The organism is Roseateles sp., from assembly GCF_039595295.1.
In the GTDB taxonomy this organism is placed as follows: Bacteria; Pseudomonadota; Gammaproteobacteria; order Burkholderiales; family Burkholderiaceae_C; genus Roseateles.
This window is the reverse complement of record NZ_JBCNLU010000002.1, coordinates 44,424-64,131: the sequence shown is the minus strand read 5'-3', so window position 1 is coordinate 64,131 and position 19,708 is coordinate 44,424. Positions and strand designations below refer to the sequence as shown.

The 19,708-nt window shown below is 67.8% G+C and carries 18 protein-coding genes; 9 read left to right on the top strand and 9 right to left on the bottom strand.

Annotated elements, in window-relative coordinates; all coding sequences use genetic code 11:
• Positions 1-150 precede the first annotated feature (150 nt).
• On the top strand, positions 151-612 hold the full coding sequence (locus tag ABDW59_RS02330) for a GNAT family N-acetyltransferase (RefSeq protein WP_343627794.1): 462 nt from the start codon (positions 151-153) through the stop codon (positions 610-612).
• Between the two features lie 51 nt (positions 613-663).
• Here the strand turns inward: ABDW59_RS02330 and ABDW59_RS02325 are convergent, their stop codons facing one another.
• Positions 664-1,212 (bottom strand): GGDEF domain-containing protein, encoded by a 549-nt coding sequence (locus tag ABDW59_RS02325; RefSeq protein ID WP_343627792.1) that lies wholly within the window; start codon positions 1,210-1,212, stop codon positions 664-666.
• Positions 1,213-1,523: 311 nt separating this feature from the next.
• Here ABDW59_RS02325 and ABDW59_RS02320 point away from each other — a divergent pair, with 311 nt between their 5' ends.
• The 6 genes from ABDW59_RS02320 (at position 1,524) to ABDW59_RS02295 (ending at position 9,498) form a co-directional block, all read left to right on the top strand.
• On the top strand, positions 1,524-2,078 hold the full coding sequence (locus tag ABDW59_RS02320) for an ECF-type sigma factor (RefSeq protein WP_343627791.1): 555 nt from the start codon (positions 1,524-1,526) through the stop codon (positions 2,076-2,078).
• Between the two features lie 60 nt (positions 2,079-2,138).
• Entirely contained in the window at positions 2,139-4,868 is a 2,730-nt protein-coding gene (locus ABDW59_RS02315; RefSeq protein WP_343627790.1) for a protein kinase, read from the top strand.
• A 31-nt stretch (positions 4,869-4,899) separates the two neighbouring features.
• Positions 4,900-5,295: a hypothetical protein gene (locus tag ABDW59_RS02310; RefSeq protein WP_343627789.1), complete on the top strand. Its 396-nt coding sequence runs from the start codon at positions 4,900-4,902 to the stop codon at positions 5,293-5,295.
• A 161-nt stretch (positions 5,296-5,456) separates the two neighbouring features.
• Positions 5,457-5,645, top strand: coding sequence for a hypothetical protein (locus ABDW59_RS02305; protein ID WP_343627788.1), 189 nt, complete (start codon positions 5,457-5,459; stop codon positions 5,643-5,645).
• 365 nt (positions 5,646-6,010) lie between these two features.
• On the top strand, positions 6,011-8,254 hold the full coding sequence (locus tag ABDW59_RS02300) for a peptidase domain-containing ABC transporter (protein WP_343627787.1): 2,244 nt from the start codon (positions 6,011-6,013) through the stop codon (positions 8,252-8,254).
• Positions 8,251-9,498 carry an HlyD family efflux transporter periplasmic adaptor subunit gene (locus ABDW59_RS02295; protein ID WP_343627786.1) on the top strand — a complete coding sequence of 416 codons (1,248 nt, stop codon included), beginning with the start codon at positions 8,251-8,253 and terminating at the stop codon, positions 9,496-9,498. Before ABDW59_RS02300 ends, ABDW59_RS02295 begins: the two co-directional genes overlap by 4 nt.
• 19 nt (positions 9,499-9,517) lie before the next feature.
• Here the strand turns inward: ABDW59_RS02295 and ABDW59_RS02290 are convergent, their stop codons facing one another.
• Positions 9,518-10,162 (bottom strand): hypothetical protein, encoded by a 645-nt coding sequence (locus tag ABDW59_RS02290; RefSeq protein ID WP_343627785.1) that lies wholly within the window; start codon positions 10,160-10,162, stop codon positions 9,518-9,520.
• Positions 10,163-10,264: 102 nt separating this feature from the next.
• Between ABDW59_RS02290 and ABDW59_RS02285 the strand changes: the two genes are divergently transcribed.
• Both ABDW59_RS02285 and ABDW59_RS02280 read left to right on the top strand, forming a co-directional pair.
• A complete protein-coding gene (locus ABDW59_RS02285) occupies positions 10,265-10,777 on the top strand; it encodes an outer membrane protein assembly factor BamE (RefSeq protein WP_343627784.1) in 513 nt (170 codons plus the stop codon).
• A gap of 140 nt (positions 10,778-10,917) precedes the next feature.
• Positions 10,918-12,891, top strand: coding sequence for an RDD family protein (locus ABDW59_RS02280; RefSeq protein WP_343627783.1), 1,974 nt, complete (start codon positions 10,918-10,920; stop codon positions 12,889-12,891).
• A 109-nt stretch (positions 12,892-13,000) separates the two neighbouring features.
• Here the strand turns inward: ABDW59_RS02280 and ABDW59_RS02275 are convergent, their stop codons facing one another.
• From ABDW59_RS02275 to ABDW59_RS02245, 7 genes are all read right to left on the bottom strand, one after another.
• Complete coding sequence (locus ABDW59_RS02275) at positions 13,001-13,471, bottom strand: TerB family tellurite resistance protein (protein ID WP_343627782.1); 471 nt, start codon at positions 13,469-13,471, stop codon at positions 13,001-13,003.
• Between the two features lie 122 nt (positions 13,472-13,593).
• A complete protein-coding gene (locus ABDW59_RS02270; RefSeq protein WP_343627998.1) occupies positions 13,594-15,306 on the bottom strand; it encodes an ABC transporter substrate-binding protein in 1,713 nt (570 codons plus the stop codon).
• Positions 15,307-15,450: 144 nt separating this feature from the next.
• Positions 15,451-15,759, bottom strand: a complete 309-nt coding sequence (locus ABDW59_RS02265) for a DUF2160 domain-containing protein (protein ID WP_067066281.1) — start codon at positions 15,757-15,759, stop codon at positions 15,451-15,453.
• Positions 15,760-15,769: 10 nt separating this feature from the next.
• Positions 15,770-16,582: a carbohydrate ABC transporter permease gene (locus ABDW59_RS02260; RefSeq protein ID WP_343627781.1), complete on the bottom strand. Its 813-nt coding sequence runs from the start codon at positions 16,580-16,582 to the stop codon at positions 15,770-15,772.
• The gene (locus tag ABDW59_RS02255; RefSeq protein WP_343627780.1) at positions 16,575-17,459 is read right to left on the bottom strand and encodes a sugar ABC transporter permease; all 885 of its coding nucleotides are present in this window, start codon (positions 17,457-17,459) and stop codon (positions 16,575-16,577) included. Before ABDW59_RS02255 ends, ABDW59_RS02260 begins: the two co-directional genes overlap by 8 nt.
• Complete coding sequence (locus tag ABDW59_RS02250) at positions 17,456-18,607, bottom strand: ABC transporter ATP-binding protein (RefSeq protein ID WP_343627778.1); 1,152 nt, start codon at positions 18,605-18,607, stop codon at positions 17,456-17,458. Before ABDW59_RS02250 ends, ABDW59_RS02255 begins: the two co-directional genes overlap by 4 nt.
• Complete coding sequence (locus tag ABDW59_RS02245; RefSeq protein ID WP_273490007.1) at positions 18,607-19,677, bottom strand: ABC transporter ATP-binding protein; 1,071 nt, start codon at positions 19,675-19,677, stop codon at positions 18,607-18,609. The genes ABDW59_RS02250 and ABDW59_RS02245 overlap by 1 nt, the downstream gene beginning before the upstream one ends.
• Positions 19,678-19,708: the final 31 nt, after the last annotated feature.

The following is a 19,708-nucleotide window of genomic DNA, read 5'->3' as shown; positions in this document are numbered from 1 at the left end:
GGCGTGACGTTTGATACCGGGCGAGCGGGGCCCGAAGATCCGGGCTCGCCCCAGGCCTTGGCAATGGCAATGGCAATGGCAATGGCAATGGCCTCGACCGTGACCCGGGCATGAGCCTGGATCTCGCCCTCTTCACCTGTTCACGAGCGCATGTCCTCCACCCTCCTCATCCGCCCCCTCACCGCCTCCGACCTCGCTGCCTGGCGGCCGCTCTGGGACGGCTACAACGCCTTCTACGGACTCGAGGGCGTGACCGCCCTGCCGGAAGAGCGCACCCGCATCCTCTGGGAACGGCTGCTCGACGAGCGCGTGCCAATGCACGCGCTGGTGGCGGAGCTCGACGGGGAGCTGGTCGGGCTGTCGCACTTCCTCTTCCACCTGAGCACCACGCGGCCGGCGGGCGTCTGCTATCTGCAAGACCTGTTCACCGCCCCGGCCTTGCGCGGCAAGGGCATCGGCCGCGCGCTGATCGAGGCGACCGCCGCCGCGGCCAAGGCCCAGGGCAGCGAGCGCCTCTACTGGCAGACGCACGAGACCAACGCCACCGGCCGCGCGCTCTACGACCGCGTGGCGGAGTTCAAGGGATTCATCGTCTACGGACGGGACGTTTGAGAGACGTTTGAGAGACGTCTGGGGACTTCCGAGGGACGTCCCCGGGGGCGCTCAGCCGACGCGGCGGCGCAGGTCGGAGCGGGCGCTCTCGGCCAGATCGGCGCCGCGCACACCGCCTTCGGGGAACACCGCCGAGCCCAGGTTCAGGCCGACGTGCATGGTGTGCTCCTCGACGTTGTAGGGGCCGTTGAGCACCTGCATCAGGCGCTGCTGCACGATGTGCGCCTCGGACGAGCCCGCGTCCAGCAGCATCACCGCGAAGCTGGTCTCGCCGACCTGCAGGACCATGTCGGTCCCGCGCACCCGGCTGCGCAGGCGCCGGCCCACGGCGGTCATCAGCGCGTCCTGCGCCTCGGGCGGCCAGGACTGGCCCTCGCGGGCCAGCGGCTCGGCTTCCAGCCAGAGCACCGCGAGATGCCCGCCGTAGCGGCGGCATTGCGTGAGGTGGCGGGAGATCATCAGGCCGAATTCGGCCAGGGCGTCCACGCGCGGCACCCACAGGGCCGGGGTGTGGCGGGTCGGCTTGACGCGGTCCATCCGAGCCGTCTCCGCGGTGGCGGACGTATCGCCGGACGTGGCGGTGACGGTGGACAGGCTCATGCGCGACAACTCCCTGCTGACTTCTTGATGTCGCGCCCGCCGCCGGCCTCCTGGACCGTCGCGGGGACGCGTTCGAATGGGGTGAGAGCGCGACTCTGCTGAAGCAGCCCGTCCATGCCGGCCTCCCTTGCCACATGACCGAATCGCGCTCTCATCAATACAGAACGGATTCCCGACGACCGTCCCGACATTTCGCTCGCAAAAATCTTGTAGGTGGAAACCCTTGGAATGACGCCGGGAGGGTCAGGTTTGGCGCGTCCGTCGCCCAGGGGGCTGCACCAGGGTCATACGAGGCCGCTAGAGTCCCGCCCATGACGGAAATCACCCAACTGCTGCAGGCCGCCGGGCAAGGCGACCGCGCCGCCGCCGACCAGGTGGTGGCGGAGCTGTATGGCGAGCTGCAGCGGCTGGCCCGTCAGAAGATCCGCGCGGCGGGTGAGATGACCTTGCTGGACACCACGGCGCTGGTGCACGAGGCTTGGCTGCGGCTGGCCGGCGCGCAGGGCAAGAGCTTCCCGGACCGGCGCTATTTCCTGGCCTATGCGGCGCGGGTGATGCGGCATGTGGTGATCGACCTGGTGCGGGCGCGGCAGGCCGAGCGGCGCGGCGGCGATCAGCCGGCGGTGACGCTCAACACCGCGATCGCGGAGCAGACGCCCCAGACCGACGAGGACATCCTGCGGGTGCATGAGGCGCTGGAGGAGCTGGCCGGCGTGGACCCGCGGCTGGCGCAGGTGGTGGAGATGCGCTACTTCGGCGGTCTGCTGGAGTCGGAGATCGCCGAGGCGCTGGGGGTGACCGAGCGCACGGTGCAGCGCGACTGGCAGAAAGCCCGCATCCTGCTGTCGATGAGTCTCAAGACCTGACGCCGGTCGGCGCTCAACAGTCAGAATCGGCGCCTTGCCCACAAGACGCCCACAGGGAAGATGGACGCACTCGACAAACAGCGCTGGATTGCGCTGAGCCCGCTGCTCGATGAGCTGCTGGACCTGGAGGAGCCCGGACGCAGCGCGCGTCTGGCGGAGATTCGCGCCGGCGATCCGGCGATGGCGGAGCACCTGGAGGCGCTGCTGGCGCGGGATGCCGCGCTGCATCAGGAGAGCTTCCTGGAGCAGCCGGCGGCCGAGGCCTTGCAGGGCTCGCTGCCGCCGCTGATGAGCTCGCCCGTCGCGCCGGATCTGACGGGGGATTCGATCGGGCCGTATGTGCTGGAGCGGGAGCTCGGCCATGGCGGCATGGGAACGGTGTGGCTGGCGCGGCGCGCCGACGGGCGCTTCGAGGGCGAGGTCGCGGTCAAGTTCCTGAAGTCGGGGCTGTTCGGCCGGGGCGACGGCGGGCGGTTCGAGCGCGAGGGGCAGATCCTGGCGCGGCTCTCGCATCCCAACATCGCGCGGCTGCTGGACGCGGGGCTGCACAACGGGCATCAGCCGTATCTGGTGCTGGAGTACGTCGACGGCTTGCCGATTGATCGCTTCTGCCAGGTCCACGGGCTGGACGTGGAGGCACGGGTCAAGCTCTTCCTGGACGTGCTGGCGGCGGTGGCGCATGCGCATCAGCGGCTGATCCTGCATCGGGACCTGAAGCCCAGCAACATCCTGGTCACGCATGACGGGCAGGTGAAGCTGCTGGACTTCGGCATCGCCAAGCTGCTGGACGACGCGACGCAGTCGGGCGCGGCGACGGAGCTCACGCAGCGCGCGGGCAGCGCGTTCACGCCGCAGTACGCGGCGCCGGAGCAGGTCCAGCAAGGGGATGTGACGACGGCGACCGACGTGTATGCGCTGGGGGTGCTGCTCTATCAATTGCTGGGGGGGCGGCATCCGACGGCGGATGACACGCAGCAACACCTGGAGCGCCTGAAGGCGGTGGTGGAGCTGGTGCCCAAGCGGCTGTCGGACGTGGCGGAGAACCAGCTGGATCCGGTGGTGGCGCGGCAATCGAAGCTGCTGCGGGGGGATCTGGACACGATCGTCGGGAAGGCGCTGAAGAAGGTGCCGGCGGAGCGGTATGCCAATGCGGAGTCGATGGCGGTCGATCTGCGGCATTGGCTCGCGCATGAGCCGATCACGGCGAGGCCGGATACGCGGCTGTATGTGCTGGGGCGGTTTGTGCGGCGGCACCGGTGGAGCGTGGCCGCGGGCAGCGCGGCGGTGCTGGCGCTGGTCGGGTTGACCACGGTCAGCGTGCTGCAGGCCAAGCGGGCTTCGATGGCGGAGCATCAGGCGCAGGAGCGACGGCAGCAAGCGGATGACTTGCTGAGCTACATGCTCGGGGAGTTTGCGGACAAGCTGCGGCCGGTTGGGCGGTTGGAATTGCTCGATAGCGTGGGGAGCAAGGCGCTGACGTATTTGGCGCAGGACAGCGAGGCGTCGCCGCAGGAGCGGTTGCAACGGGCGAAGGCGCTGACGGTTATTGGCGAGGTACGGGTTTCGAAGAGGAATTTGAAGGAGGCGTTGGAGCCGTTGGAGGCGGCGCGGAAGCTGCTCGAAGGTGACCCGCCAACGTCTGAGCTAATCGGCGAATGGCGAAAGGCGCAAGGTGCGGCTGCGTTCTGGGTTGGCCATGCCCATTACTACGCACGTGATCACGACGAAGCAACGAAGGCTTGGCTCGATTACCGTGATGCAGAGCAGGCCTGGGTGACTGCTCAACCCGACAATCGTGAGGCGCGCATTGAGCTTTCCTATGCGTATAACAGCCTGGGTACGGCCCGAATGGAACGTTCCGACTTGGAGGGTGCCAAGGAGTACTTCAAACGGTCCATTGAGCTGAAGCGCCAAGCCGTACTGACCGCCAACAAGCAAGACCCATCGATTCGAGCGGATCTGGCGGATAGCCTCAGTTGGCTCGGCACGACCAACATGCAAAGCGGAAACTTCCGCGCCGCAGAAGGTGTCTTTGCGGAGGTCACTGCCGTGTTGGCCGAGGTCCGAGCCATTGCACCCAATGACAACGCATGGACCTATCGCGAAGCCGTAATGCGTCGCTGGCGTGCGGAGGCTCTTCTTCGATTGAGAGAGATCCCACAGGCTACCAGCGAGGTTGAAGCGGCGACCTCAACACTGCGAAAGATGCATGCGCAGGATCCCGCGAATGCTCAATGGTGGGTGAATCTGTTGCAGAGTGAAATCACCGAGCTGGATATCAGATGGCAAGGGCTGACACATGCCACAAGGCTTGAGCAGCTCGAAGCGATGAAGACGCGCATTGAGCAGTACGCAAAGGCACGACCGGGAAGTAAGGCTCGCCTGATCGAGGTGTGGGGGCGATGGGCCAATCTGATGGCGCGGACCCTGCAGGCAAAAGGAGATGTCGCTGGAGCAATCAAAGTCCTAAGAGATGAAGCGGCAAGCGAAGCTGAAACCGTATCGACCTCGGGCGACATTCGCGCAGTGACCTCATTTGTGGAAACTCGACGAATGCTGATCAACCTCGTGCAATCGAACCCCGCTTTGCAAAGCACGATCGACATCCGTGCGGAATGCCGTCAGATTGATGACATTACGAAGAAGATACCTGCGGCAATTGGCTCACATCAACAGATCACCCAAGGCTGGGTTGAGGCCCAATCTTGCTTGGGACAGGGAGATCGAGTGGACGTGAAACGCGCAGCTCAATGGCTGGTTCGCGATCGGTCCGTGGGTGACCCTTCCTGATCATTCCAATTCACTGCTCAAGGAGAAGTCAATGTCTTACACCGTCTATGTCGCCGCCGAACCTAGCGCCGATGGCAACTTTGCCGTCTGCGAATACTTCACGACTTCCGATGGCAATCCCGACAATCAGATCGATGGTTCGGAGATTCACATCCCGAAGGAGGCAGGCGAGTGCATCTTCGCCCCGGCCGAGTCCACTTCGCTGATTCTGATTGGCGCAACGTTCAAGACGATTGGGTCCGTGGCAGGCATGAACGCCAGCAACTTCGCGCCGGCGGACGACTTCAACAATGTGTCGTTCTCTATGCCCGCGAACACGATCACAAAGGGAGTGGTGCTCCTGTTCTCGACCCCTGGGACGGTGCAGAACCTGTACCCGAGCAGCGACCCTCAGGTGATTAACGACGGTCCGTCCAACTGCCCTTGACGGCCTCTTGCGCTTGAGGTCAGAGACTCGGGCGATCCCCGATTCAATCCTCTTCGATTGGGGCCGCAATGCGGCCCTTGTCGTTTCAAGAATTGCCGCGCAGAATTGTTTAGCGCATCCCAAGGATCCGCCTCCACGCATTTCACTTCTGAGAGGAACAGATGAACGACAAGCAACAAATCCAATCAAATGAACAAGACGCCGCCGAGCCGCGCAGCTTGACTGCTAATGAAGTGGCCGATGTGGCTGGTGGCCCGCAGGTCATCAACGATTGGCCAACTTTGGTCAACCCAGACGACCTGTCCGCAATCTCCGGCGGCCCGCAAGTCGTCAATGACTTGCCGACCTGAGCGACTCACCTCGCCAGCATACAAGGGGCCGCTTCGCGGCCCTTTTTGTTGGAGCAAGCCCTGACCCCGAAACGATAGAAGCCCAGTCTTTCGACTGGGCTTCCCAAGGCCTCTAAGGGCGGTTGTCCAGATGAGTCCCCGAGGGGCTGGACGCAAACAAGGCTTCAAAGAGCAAGACGGATTCTGCTTCCAGGGTGCGGAGCCGATCAAGACGTTGGTTCAAGTGAGCCGACCGACCTCAATGCGCAGTTGCTCTAGCGCATCTGTCCAAGGAGCGCCCCACGACGCCCTCGCTGTTTTCCCCCTTACAGCCTGCCGGTCCCTCGGCACAATACCGCCCTTCCCTCCTAGATTCGGGAACCCCGTTGAACCCCTTCGATTGGCTGCGCGGCCGGCGCGAGCTGCCGATGTTTCATCAGTCCGAGGTCGCTGAATGCGGCCTCGCGTCGTTCGCCATGATCGCGGCGTATCACGGGCATCACGTCGATCTGAACGGCCTGCGTCAGCGATACGCGCTCTCCCTCAAGGGCGCCACCCTCGCCGACCTGATGCGCATCGCCGACGGCATGGACTTCGCCGGGCGCCCGCTGCGCCTCGAACCCTCGCATCTGAACAAGCTCCAGCTCCCCTGCATCCTGCACTGGGACATGAACCACTTCGTCGTCCTCAAGGAGCTCCGCGGCGAGGACGCCATCATTCACGACCCCGCCCTGGGCGTGCGCCGCATCTCCCCGCGCCAGATGGCCAAGAGCTTCACCGGCGTCGCCCTCGAGCTCACCCCCACCGCCAGCTTCCAGCCCCGCGAGGTCCGCATCCGCGCCCGCATGCGCGACCTCTGGACCCGCGTGCGCGGCTGGCAAGGCCCCCTGCTCCAGACCCTGGTCCTGTCCGTCATGCTCCAGCTGTTCACGATGGCCGCCCCGGCCTTCCTGCAGCTCGCCATGGACGACGCCGTCGCCCGCCTCGACCAGAACTTCCTGCTCGTGCTCGCGCTCGCCTTCGGCGCGATGTACATCCTGCAGTCCCTCACCGAAGCCCTGCGCGGCTGGACCGTGCTGCAACTCGGCCAGGCCATGAGCTTCCAGCTCTCCGGCAACGTGCTGCGCCACCTGCTGCGCCTGCCCGCCGAGTTCTTCGAGAAACGCATCGTCGGCGACATCCTCTCCCGCATGGGCGCCGTCAAGCCCATCCAGGAAGCCCTGACCCAGTCCGCCGTCACCGCCCTCATCGACGGCGTCATGATGATCGCCACCGCCGTGCTGCTGATGATCTACAGCCCCGCGCTCGGCGGCATCGTGCTGGTCTCGCTCGTCCTCTACGCGGTCTTCGTCCTCGGCCTCTACCCGCTGCGCCGCCGCCGCGAGGAAGAACAGCTCATCGCCCAGGCCGAGGCCCAGACCTACCTCATCGAATCGATCCGCGCCTCCAAGACCGTGAAGCTCTACGGCCGCGAATCGCAGCGCGAGGTCGTCTGGCGCAACCACTTCGGCCAGGTCGTCAACGCCGCGCTCGGCACCGGCCAGGTCGAGGTCGGCACCCAGTTCGCCCGCAGCCTGATCTTCAATCTGCAGCTGGTGCTGGTCGTCTACTTCGGATCGCTGATGGTGATGGAGAGCTCGCTCAGCGCCGGCATGCTGTTCGCGATCCTGCTCTACCGCAACCAGTTCGGCGACCGCGCCGAGGCGCTGCTGCGCCAGGTCGTGCAGTTCCGCCTGCTGCGCCTGCACATGGAGCGCCTGGCCGACATCGTCACCACCCCGCGCGAGGCCGGCCTCGAATCCGCCGCCGCCCTGCCCGAGCGCACGCCGCGCGGCGCGCTCAGCCTGCGCGAGGTCTCCTTCCGCTACGCGCAGAACGAGCCGCTGCTGCTGCAATCGATCTCGCTGGACATCCAGCCCGGCGAGTACGTCGCCATCGTCGGCAGCTCCGGCGGCGGCAAGACCACGCTGCTCAAGCTGATGCTCAGCCTGCTCCCGCCGACGTCCGGCGAGATCCTCGTCGACGGCATGCCGCTGCAGTCCTTCGGGATCCGCGCCTGGCGCCAGGCCATCGGCGTGGTGCAGCAGGACGACGGCCTGTTGATGGGCACCATCGCCGACAACATCGCCTTCTTCGACCCGCAGGTCGACATGGCCCGCGTCGTCGAGAGCGCCCAGGCCGCCGCCGTCCACGACGAGATCCAGGCCATGCCCATGGGCTACCTGAGCATGGTCGGCGACATGGGCTCCACGCTCTCCGGCGGCCAGCGCCAGCGCGTGCTGCTGGCCCGCGCGCTCTACCGCAAGCCCGCCGTGCTCTTCCTCGACGAGGGCACCGCCAACCTCGACCCCGGCGCCGAGCGCCGCATCGCCGATCTGGTGCAGGACATGCCCATCACGCGCATCGTCGTCGCGCACCGGCCCGAGCTGGTCGACCGCGCCGATCGCGTGCTGGAGCTGGTGCAAGGCCGTCTGGTCGAGCGACGCCGCGCCCCCGACCGCGCACCCGGTGAACCCGAGCTCATCGATGCGGAAGCCGCCGCCGTCGCCGCGGCCCGCGCGCCGGCCACGACCGATGCGTCGGACGCGTCCGTGGCGTCCGTGGCGTCAGGCCAGGAGCGCCGCCCATGAAGCCAAATCTCTTCCGCAAGGAGGCCATCGAGCACCGCGGGCAGCGGCTGCTCGGCGAGGTGCTGCTGCATGTGCCGGCCGGCGCGCGCTGGGTGACCGCGCTGGTGGTGCTGGTCTTCGCGCTGCTGCTGGGCTTCCTGTTCCTGGGGACCTATGCGCGCAAGGAGACCGTCGGCGGCTGGCTGCGGCCCGAGCGCGGCGTGATCCGCGTCGAGGCGCAGAGCGACGGCGTCATCGAGGCGCTGCACGCATCGGAAGGCGACACCGTCGCGCGCGGCGCGGAGATCGCGACGCTGCGCCTGGATGGGCAGCTGGATCAGGGGCAGAGCCTGTCGGGTCGGCTGCTTGTCGATCTGGCGCGAGAGCGCGAGCAGCTGGAGCAGCAACGCGACGCGGTGCGCTCGCGCTATGAGCTGCGTGAGACGCGGCTGCGCGGCGAGGTCCGCAATCTGGAGGCCGAGATCGCGCAGTACAAGCGGCAGCTGGAAACGCTGGAGCGTCGCGCCGAGCTGGCGCAGCGTCAGGTGCGGGATCAGGCGGATCTGGCCAAGCAGGGCTACATCTCGCGGCGCGACGCGGACCGGCTGGAGGACGCGGTGCTGGCCGTGACCGAGCAGCGCGAATCGGTGAAACAGGACATGCTCGCCCGCGACACGACGCTGGGCAGCACGCGGCATGAGCTGGCCGGCGTGGGCCACGATCGCGACGTGGCGTTGGCGGAGGTCGGCGAGAAGATCGCGGCGCTGGATCAGCGCAGCGCGGAGGCGACGCGGCGGGGTCAGGTCGTGCTGGTGGCGCCGATCGCGGCGCGCGTGGCCAACGTGCGTGTCGAACCCGGCGCGGCGGTGAAGGCCGGCACGCTGGTGGCCGACCTGCTGCCCGCGGACGGCGCGCTGCGGGCCGAGCTGTTCGCACCGAGCCGCGCGATCGGCTTCGTCAAGCCGGGCGACGAGGTGCGGCTGCGCTACGACGCCTTCCCGTATCAGAAGTTCGGCGTCGGCCGCGGACGCGTGCTCAGCGTGTCGCGCGCCGCCGTGGACGCGCGCGAGCTGCCGATGGGCCTGCTCGCGCAGGGGCCGGTGTATCGGGTGCTGGTCTCGCTCGACCAGGGCGTGCCGGGGCTGGGCGGCGACGCGCCCGCGCTGCGCGCCGGCATGACGCTGCAGGCCGACCTGGTGCTGGAGCAGCGCCGCATCGTCGAGTACCTGTTCTCGCCGGTGCTGGGACTCGCCAAGAACCATTGAGGCGGCGAGCCGGGACGCGCTATCGCGGACGCAGCGCGGCGAGCGCTTCCTCGCCCATCTGCTGGCCGATGTGGCGCGGGTTGATGCGCTCGACGGTGCGGCTGTCCAGCGCGAACTCGCGCTGCTGCGTGTACGACGGCGCGCCGATGCGGGGCGGGTTGTCCGCCGCCTGCGGGCCGAGCGCGCTCATCACCGGATAGAGCCGCAGCCGCGCGATCAGCAAGCCGGCGGCCGGGTCGGAGAACAGCGTCGTCTCCAGCACGCGGGAGCAGCCGCGCTTGCGCAGCTCCTCGACGAGCCCGCGCAGATTGCCGGGCACGTCGGTCGCGGAGACCGGCAGCACGATGTTCATCACCGGCAGGCCCGCGGCGGTCAGCGGCTCGCGCACGGCGAGGTTGAAGGTGGCGTTGGCCTCGTCCCAGTAGCGGTTGCGGTCGGGGCGCTCGGGATCGAAGTTGCGGCCTTGGCCAAAGACCAGCGTGCAGGGGATGCCGGCGGACGCCGTGGCCGTCTCGGCTGCCGATGCGGATCCCGAAGCTGTCAGCGCGATGGCCAGCCCGATCACCAGCCGCGTCGCGACGGCCGCGAACGCCGACCTCGTGCCCGCACGGGAGCGCAATGGCGATGGCTTCGAGGCGTTGGCGGACAGGGTACGGCGCGACATGATGGGGGCGGATTGTGCGCTGTCGGCAGGGGCATGGCGCGCCGACGTGGCGTCGCGGCGACGGCGCGGGAGAATGGCCGTTCAGCATCCCAGGAGGTTCCGATGCGCGAGTGGATGACGATGGCCGGCGCCGCGCTGGCGACGGCCGTGATGATGACCTTGAGCGGCTGCGCGACGCCGGTGAAGGATGAGCGGATGCGTCCGGGCGTGAGCACCGGCGCGGAGGTGCAGCAGTACTACGGCCAGCCCTCGCGCGTGTGGCCCGAGGCCGACGGCGGCCGCACACTGGAGTACGCGACGCAGCCCTTCGGCCAGACCTGCTACATGGTGCGGCTGGACGCGCAGGACCGGCTGGTGAGCGCCATCGACGCACTGACGGAGAAGAACCGCTTCCGCGTCGAGCCCGGCATGAGCGAGGAGCAGGTGACGCGGATGCTGGGCCGAGAGCGCTCGCGGGTGTTCTACAAACTCAGCGGCGAGGACGTCTGGGACTGGAGCGTCGCACCGGAGATGAACGGCTATCTGCTGCGCTTCAATGTGCACTTCAAGGACCACGTCGTGGTCCGCACCTCGCAGAGCGTGGTGTATCCGGATCGCCGATTCTTGTGGGATTGATCTAGCCCTCTCCTCCCAAAGGGGGAGTCCTCTCCCTCCGCTGTGACGTAATCAATACAGCCTCTCGCCCAGCGGGGCGACCGACGTCGAGATGGCGTGAGGGCTCTCTACACTCCCCCGCGCACGAGGGAGAGAAGAGGATGTCGAATCAATCCGCCGGCCTGGCGCCAAGAGCGCTGGCCATGGCCATCGATGTGGTCCTGATGGCCAGTCTGAGCGCCCTGCTCATGTGGGCCGTCTACGGCCAACCCATCGCCAAGTGGAACGACCTGCGACCCGGCAGCATCGTCATCAACTGGCTGCTGCCGTTGATCGCCTGCGTGCTGTTCTGGAGCTGGCAAGGCGCCACGCCCGGCAAGCTCATCGTCGGCCTCAAGGTCGTCGACGCGAGCACCGGCCGCAAGCCGTCGCCCGTGCAGGCGCTGCTGCGCTGGGTCGGGTATCTCGTGTCCACGGTCCCGCTGTTCGCCGGCTTCCTGTGGGCGCGCGTGGACGCCGAGGGCCGCGCCTGGCATGACCGCATCGCCCGCACCCGCGTGCTGCGTAGCCGTCCGGCGCCCGCCGACGGGCAGGGCCTGCTGATCGATTACATCGGCTCGCACTGGCGCGGCGAGCAAAGCCTGGCCCGCAGCTACTGGCTCAATCACATCCTGCTGATGACGCCGCTGGCCGCCGGCGTCTACGGCCTGATGACCTGGATCGCGACCAAGGGCGAAGGCCTGCAGGCCGGCGCCATCGCCGTGCTCATCGGCTGGCCGGTGATGCTGGTGCTCGAGACTTGGGGCGTCGTCGGCGCCTGGCGTGCGATCCGCGGCTACCGCGACGACGACGGCTCCGCCTTCATCGGCTTCCTGGCCCGGACCTTCCTGCTGCTGTCGGCCGTGCAGATCCTGGTCTCGCTCTTCCTCGGCCTGATCCCGCAATCCGGCAACTACTGGAAGATGGCCCGCGGCATCGACCCCATCGGCCAGGCCCGCTTCGAGCTCAGCGCCGACGGGCGCAGTCTGCAGCTCAACGGCCCCATCGGCATGGGCGACGCCCGCCGCCTGGGCGCGCTGCTGGAAACCGCCCCCGCCGTGCGCGTGTTCGAGCTCGCCTCCCCCGGCGGCCGTCTGGTCGAGGCCGAGCGCATGGTCGAGCTGGTGCGCGAGCGCGGCGCCGGCACCCGCGCCATCGGCAACTGCCAGAGCGCCTGCACCCTGGTCTTCCTGGCCGGCGCCAAGCGCCAGCTGATGCCGGGCGCGCAGCTGGGCTTCCATCGCGCCTCCACCGGCACCTTCAATCCGGCCTTCGACGAGCTCGCCAACCAGCAGCTCGCCCGCACCTACCGGCGCATGGAGCTGCCCGAGGACTTCATCAAGCAGACCCTCAGCACCCCGCCGCATCGCATGTGGTATCCGACCAGCGACGAGCTGGTGCGACACTCGCTGATCGTGGCGCCGCCCAGCACGCTGGACGTCGCGCTGCCCGAGGCCGACAAGCCCGGCGTGCCCGCGCCGCTGACGGACTACGTCAACGCGCTGCGCGCCAGCGAGGCCTGGTTCCGTCTGGACCAGCGCTTCCCCGGCCTGATCGACAACGCCGCCGCCGCCATGCGCAGCGCACGCGAGTCGCTGGCGGGATCGCCGCAGGAGATCGACGCCGCGCAGATGGCCGCGCAAAGCGTGCTCGCGCCGCATATCCGCGAGCTGCTGCTCAACGGCTCGGCCGACCTGCGCCGGCGCTACATGCAGGTCGTGCGGGTGCAGCTGGCCGCGGCGCAGACGCTGGGCGCCGGCACCTGCCAGGCTTGGCTGTCGGGCTCGCCCGCGGCGCGGCGCCTGCTGCCCGCGGAAGCGATGGCCTGGGAGACCCGCTGGCTGATCGAGTCGGCCGGCGATCCGCCGCAGAGCCGCACCCGCTCGCTCACGCCGACACCGTTGGAGATGGAAGTCGTGACCCGCACGGTGGGCGCGACGGCCGCGGGCGCGTTCTCGCGCCTGTGGACCGATGGCGCCGCCGGCCCCGCGCCGGTGAGCTGCGAGCGCGCCGTTCAGGTGCTGGATCAGATCCAGCGCACGCCGGTCGCGCCGCGCGAGCTGGCGGAGCGCGTAGCGCTGCAGAACCCGCGCTGAGCGGCATGCCGCGCGCCGATTGGCGGCGCCAACAAGAAGGCCCTCGATCGCTCGAGGGCCTTTCCGCATCTCGGCCTGTCAGGGCCGCCGCTGAGGCACGCCGGACAGGTCACTCGTCGGGATCCAGTCCCGCCGCCGCCTTCGCCCGCATCCGCGCGTGCACGTAGGCGCCCTGCGGGATGTGCAGCAGATCGGCGATGCGCCACATGGTGTGGCGCTCGATGTCGCTGAGCTTGCCGTCGGCGTAAGCCACGCTCCACATCAGCTCCACCAATCGGAGCTTGGCGGGCATGTCCCAGCGCTCGTCGATGGGCGAGGTGAACGCGAACAGATCGCTGGCCATGCGGGCGGCTGATTCGGCCTGGGTCATGAGGACCTCGGCCTCGCTCTCGGACTGGGGGAAGAGCTCGATCAGGGCGCGGCGCACCGCGGCGCGCTCCAGCAGCGAGTAATCCGCGTCGGCGCGCATCACCTCGACGAGCAGCACCGCCGCGGCGAGCTGCGGCGACGGATTGCGCACGGCCGCGGCGCCGTCCAGCGGCGCCAGCCCGTCGATGAAGTCCATGAGCGACTTGAACATGGGGCTCATGGTGGCACGCGCGTGATTTCGGGTCTTACGCGGGTCTTAAGTGCCCATGAAAAGCGGAAAAGGCCGCGCCCGAGGACGCGGCCCTGCCCATGCGAGAGCGCCGGCTGACGCGCTCAGCGCACCCGCCCTTCCTTCCACGCCGTCAGCAGCTTGTCATAGGCGATGGTCTCGCCCTTGGGTTTCTCGTTGGCCAGCTTGGCCCACGGCGCGCCCTTGTCCGACAGCCACTTCTTCGGGTCTTCCTTCTTGTTGAGCTTGGGCGCGCAGCGCGCCATCCCCGCCCGCTCCAGACGCGCCATCACCGCGTCCATCTCGTCGGCCAGGTTGTCCATCGCGGCCTGCGGCGTCTTCTCGCCCGTCACCGCCTGCGCCACGTTCTTCCACCACAGCTGCGCCAGCTTCGGATAGTCCGGCACGTTGTTGCCCGTGGGCGTCCACGCCACCCGCGCGGGCGAGCGGTAGAACTCGATCAGGCCGCCGTACTTGCCCGCGTTCTTGGTGAAGTACTCGCTGCGGATGTCGCTGTCCCGGATGAAGGTCAGCCCGTGGATGCTCTTCTTCAGGCTGACCGTCTTGGCCGTCACGAACTGCGCATACAGCCAAGCCGCCGCGGTGCGGTTGGGGTCGCCGTTGGCGAAGAAGGTCCAGCTGCCCACGTCCTGGTAGCCGTTCTGCATGCCCTGCTTCCAGTACGGACCGTTGGGACCCGGCGCCATGCGCCACTTGGGCGTGCCGTCCGCGTTCACCACCGGCAGGCCCGGCTTGACCATGTCCGCCGTGAAGGCCGTGTACCAGAAGATCTGCTGCGCGATCTGACCCTGCGCCGGCACGGGACCGGACTCGCCGAAGGTCATGCCCGTCGCTTCCTTGGGCGCGTACTTCTTCATCCAGTCGACGTACTTGGTCAGCGCATAGACCGCCGCCGGCGAGTTGGTCGCGCCGCCGCGCGCCACCGAGGCGCCCACCGGCGTGCACTTGTCGTCGGCCACGCGGATGCCCCATTCGTCCACCGGCATGCCGTTGGGGATGCCCTTGTCCGCCGCGCCGGCCATCGACAGCCACGCGTCGGTGAAGCGCCAACCCAGCGACGGGTCCTTCTTGCCGTAGTCCATGTGGCCGTAGATCGGCTTGCCGTCGATGGTCTTCACGTCGGTCGAGAAGAACTCGGCGATGTCCTCGTAGGCGCTCCAGTTCAAGGGGACGCCCAGCTCGTAGCCGTACTTGGCCTTGAACTTGTCCTGCAGGTCCTTGCGCGCGAAGAGGTCGGCGCGGAACCAGTACAGGTTGGCGAACTGCTGGTCCGGCAGCTGATAGAGCTTGCCGTCCGGCGCCGTCGTGAAGCTGGTGCCGATGAAGTCCTTCAGATCCAGCCCCGGATTGGTCCACTCCTTGCCCGCACCGGCCATGTAGTCGGTGAGGTTCATGATCTTGCCGTAGCGGTAATGCGTGCCGATCAGGTCCGAGTCCGAGATCCAGCCGTCATAGATGCTCTTGCCCGATTGCATCGAGGTCTGCAGCTTCTCGACGACGTCCCCCTCCTGGATGATGTCGTGCTTGACCTTGATGCCGGTGATCTCCTCGAAAGCCTTGGCCAGCACCTTGCTCTCGTACTCGTGCGTGGTCAGCGTCTCCGACACCACGGAGATCTCCTTCACGCCCTTGGCCTGCAGCTTCTTGGCCGCGTCGATGAACCACTTCATCTCCGCCAGCTGCTTGTCCTTGCTCAGCGTCGAGGGCTGGAACTCGCTGTCGACCCACTTCTTGGCCTCGGCCTCGCCGGCCCACGCGCCGTGGGCGCCCAGCGCCAGCAGCGCCGCCACGGCCAGCGCGGAATACTTGCTCTTGTTCACGCTTGTCTCCTCTTGTCGTCGATCTCCCCCTGCTTGAGGATGAATCGCGGCTCCGGGGGAACGGGAAGCCGAATTCCTTGAAGCTTCAATCTTCAGCGATCAGCGATCGGTGCCGCGGGCTCAGCCCTTGCGCAGGATCAGCGCCAGCACCAGCATCGAGGCGACGAAGCTGATCCAGACGCTGGGCTCGGCCTCGAGCTGGAACCACTCGGCCATCCGGCCGCCCAGGCCGACGAAGGCCAGGTTGATGTACGCGGCCGTCAGAAGCCCGATGAACAGGCGATCGCCGCGCGTCGTGCGCATCGGCAGCCAGCCCTTGCGCAGGGTCGTGGGGGACTTGATCTCCCACACCGTCATCCCGATCAGCATCAGCACGATGCACGTGAAGAACACCGCCACCGGCGTCGTCCACACCATCCAATCGAACATCGCGGTCTCCTCAGACGCGGCCCATCGCGAAACCCTTCGCGATGTAATGGCGGACAAACCAGATCACGATCGCGCCCGGCACGATGGTCAGCGTGCCCGCCGCCGCCAGCGTCGCCCAGTCCATCCCCGACGCGCTCACCGTGCGCGTCATCGTCGCGACGATGGGCTTGGCGTTGACACTGGTCAGCGTGCGCGCCAGCAGCAGCTCCACCCAGCTGAACATGAAGCAGAAGAAGGCCGCCACGCCCACGCCCGCCTTGATCAGCGGCAGGAAGATGGTCAGGAAGAAGCGCGGGAAGCCGTAGCCGTCGATGTAGGCGGTCTCGTCGATCTCGCGCGGGATGCCGCTCATGAAGCCTTCGAGGATCCACACCGCCAGCGGCACGTTGAACAGCAGATGCGCCAGCGCGACGGCGATGTGCGTGTCCATCAGCCCCAGCGTCGTGTAGAGCTGGAAGAACGGCAGCAGGAACACCGCCGGCGGCGTCATGCGGTTGGTCAGCAGCCAGAAGAAGACGTGCTTGTCGCCCAGGAACGAATAGCGGCTGAAGGCGTAGGCCGCCGGCAGCGCCACGCTGACCGAGATCATCGTGTTGATCGCGACGTAGATCAGGCTGTTGATGTAGCCGTCGTACCAGCTGGGGTCGGTGAAGATGGTCTTGTAGCTGGCCAGCGTGAAGTGCTGCGGCCACAGGCTGAAGCTGGACAGGATCTCCTCGTTGCTGCGGAAGCTCATGTTGACCATCCAGTAGATGGGCAGCAGGGCGAAGATCAGGTAGGCGATCAGGAAGATCGATCGCTTCTTGAAACGGCGCTCATCCATGGGCGGCCTCCGCTTTCTCTTGGGTCCCGAGCGCCTGCATCCAGTTGTAGAGGATGAAGCACAGCAACAGGATGATCAGGAAGTAGATCAGCGAGAACGCCGCCGCCGGGCCCAGGTCGAACTGGCCGACCGCCTTCTGCGTCAGGTACTGGCTGAGGAAGGTGGTCGCGTTGCCCGGCCCGCCGCCCGTCAGGACGAAGGGCTCGGTGTAGATCATGAAGCTGTCCATGAAGCGCAGCAGCACCGCGATCATCAGCACGCCCCGCATCTTGGGCAGCTGGATGAAGCGGAACACCGCGAACTTGCTGGCCCCGTCGATGCGCGCCGCCTGGTAGTAGGCATCGGGGATGGAGCGCAGCCCGGCGAAGCACAGCAGCGCCACCAGCGGCGTCCAGTGCCACACGTCCATCACCAGCACGGTCAGCCAGGCGTCGGTCGCGTTGCCGGTGTAGTTGTAGTCCACGCCCAGCGCCTGCAGCGCGGCGCCCAGCAGCCCGATGTCGGCGCGGCCGTAGATCTGCCAGATGGTGCCGACGACGTTCCACGGGATCAGCAGCGACAGCGCGACCAGCACCAGCACCGCCGAGGCCTTCCAGCCCTGCGCCGGCATGGACAGCGCCAGCGCGATGCCCAGCGGGATCTCGACCAGCAGCACCGCCAGCGAGAAGCCCAACTGTCGCAGCAGCGCGCCGTGCAGCTCCTCGTCGCGCATGACCGCCGCGAACCACTCGGTGCCGACGAAGACGCGCCGCTCGGGCGAGATGATGTCCTGCACTGAGTAGTTCACCACCGTCATCAGCGGCAGGATGGCCGAGAAAGCCACGCACAGGAACACGGGCAGGACCAGGAACCAGGCCTTCTGATTGATCGGTTTCATGCGAGGCCCTCCTGGGCGCGGGCCACCGTCGCCGGGGTGGCGATCAGGCGTTCGTCGGCGCCGTAGAAGCAGGTGTGGGGATTGAGCACGCGCAGCGCCACCGTCGCGCCGGGCGCCGGCGGACGCGCATGCGAGGACAGGCGTGCCTTCAGCGTGTGCGCGCCGACCTGGGCGGTCAGCAGCCAGTAGGTGCCGATATCCTGCACCTGGCTGACCACGCCGGTGATCGCGCCCGGCAGGCGCTCGTCGCCGTCGTCGATGTCGTCGACCTGGATGTATTCGGGCCGCACGCCCAGCATGAAGGGCTCGGCGCGCGACAAGGCCGCGCCCGCGCCGGGATCGACCGATCCCGCCACCGGCTGCCCCGCCACGCTCAGGCCGCCGTCGCCCTCCAGCGCCGCCGGCAGGAAGTTCATGCCCGGCGAGCCGATGAAGTGGCCGACGAAGCGGTGGCTGGGCCGCTCGAAGAGCTCGCCCGCCGTGCCCACCTGCACCGCGCGGCCGCGCGTCATGACGACGATGCGGTCGGCGAAGGTCAGCGCCTCGACCTGGTCATGGGTGACGTAGATCAGCGTGAGCTTGAGCTCGTGATGGATCTGCTTGAGCTTGCGCCGCAGCTGCCATTTCAGATGCGGATCGATGACGGTCAGCGGCTCGTCGAAGAGCACCGCCGACACGTCCTCCCGCACCAGGCCGCGGCCCAGCGAGATCTTCTGCTTGGCGTCCGCCGACAGGCCCGAGGCGCGCCGGTCGAGCTGGGCGTTGAGCTCCAGCATCTCGGCGATGCGGCCCACGCGCGCCTTGATGCGGTCGGGCGCGACGCCGCGGTTGCGCAGCGGGAAGGCGAGGTTCTCGGCCACGGTCATCGTGTCGTAGATGACGGGAAACTGGAACACCTGCGCGATGTTGCGCTGCTGCGGCGACAGCGCGGTGACCTCGCGGCCGTCGAAGCGAACCGAGCCCTGCGAGGGCCGCAGCAGTCCCGACACGATGTTCAGCAGCGTCGTCTTGCCGCAGCCCGAGGGGCCCAGCAGCGCATAGGCGCCGCCGTCCTCGAAGCTCATCTTCAGCGGCAGCAGCGCATAGTCGCTGTCCTCTTTCGGATCGGGCCGGTACGCGTGGGCCAGGTCCAGGTCGATGCGAGCCATCAGCGGCCTCCCCGGCGCTCGGGGGCGCGCGTCAGCAGGCCGGCCGCGTCGAAGACGTGGACATGGGCCGCGTTCAGATACAGCGTCAGCGGAACGCCGAGCTCGAAGTTGTGCACGCCGGTGAGCTGGGCGACGAGGCTGCCCAGCTCGGTGCGCGCGTGGACGAAGGTGTCGGAGCCGGAGATCTCGGCCAGCTCGACCTCGCCCTGGATCGCGATGTCGCCCGGTTGCGCGCTGACGCGCAGCGCGCCGGCGCGCACCCCGACGGTCACGCCGCCCTGACCCGGCAGCGCGAGCTCCAGGCCCGGCCGCAGCTGGAGCCGGTCGCCCTGCCCTTGCGCGATCAGCAGGTTCATCGGCGGATCGCTGAAGGCGCGCGCCACGCGCAGCGACGCGGGACGGTGGAAGACCTCGGCGGTGGGGCCGTACTGGAGCAGCTCGCCCGCGTCCATCACGGCGGTGAAGCCGCCCAGCTGCAGCGCCTCGGCCGGCTCGGTGGTGGCGTAGACCACGGTGGACTCGCCGGCGGCGAAGAGCTGGCCGAGCTCCTCGCGCAGCTCCTCGCGCAGCTTGTAGTCGAGGTTCACCAGCGGCTCGTCGAGCAGCATCAGCGGTGCCTGCTTGGCCAGCGCGCGTGCCAGCGCGACGCGCTGCTGCTGGCCGCCGGAGAGCTGCGCCGGCAGCTTGTCCAGATGCATCTCGATGTGGAGCTTGGCGGCGAGCTCGTCCACGCGACGGCGGATGGCGTCGCGGTCCAGTTGGCCGCGCAGCTTCAGCGGCGAGGCGATGTTGTCGCGCACGCTCATCGACGGGTAGTTGATGAACTGCTGGTAGACCATCGCGACGTCGCGCTTGCGCACCGGCCAGCCGGTGACGTCCACGGCGTCGACGGTGATCGTGCCCTCGCTGGGCTTGTCCAGGCCCGCCATCAGACGCATGAGCGTCGTCTTGCCGGCCTGCGTCGCGCCCAGCAGCACGGTGACCGCGTTCGGCGCCAGCCGAAGGTCCATCGGGTACAGGTGCTGCTGCGCGCCGACCTTGTGGCTCACGCCGCGCAGGCTCAGCTCCATTCGCTCAACTCCATCGCTTGTCTCTCCGGTT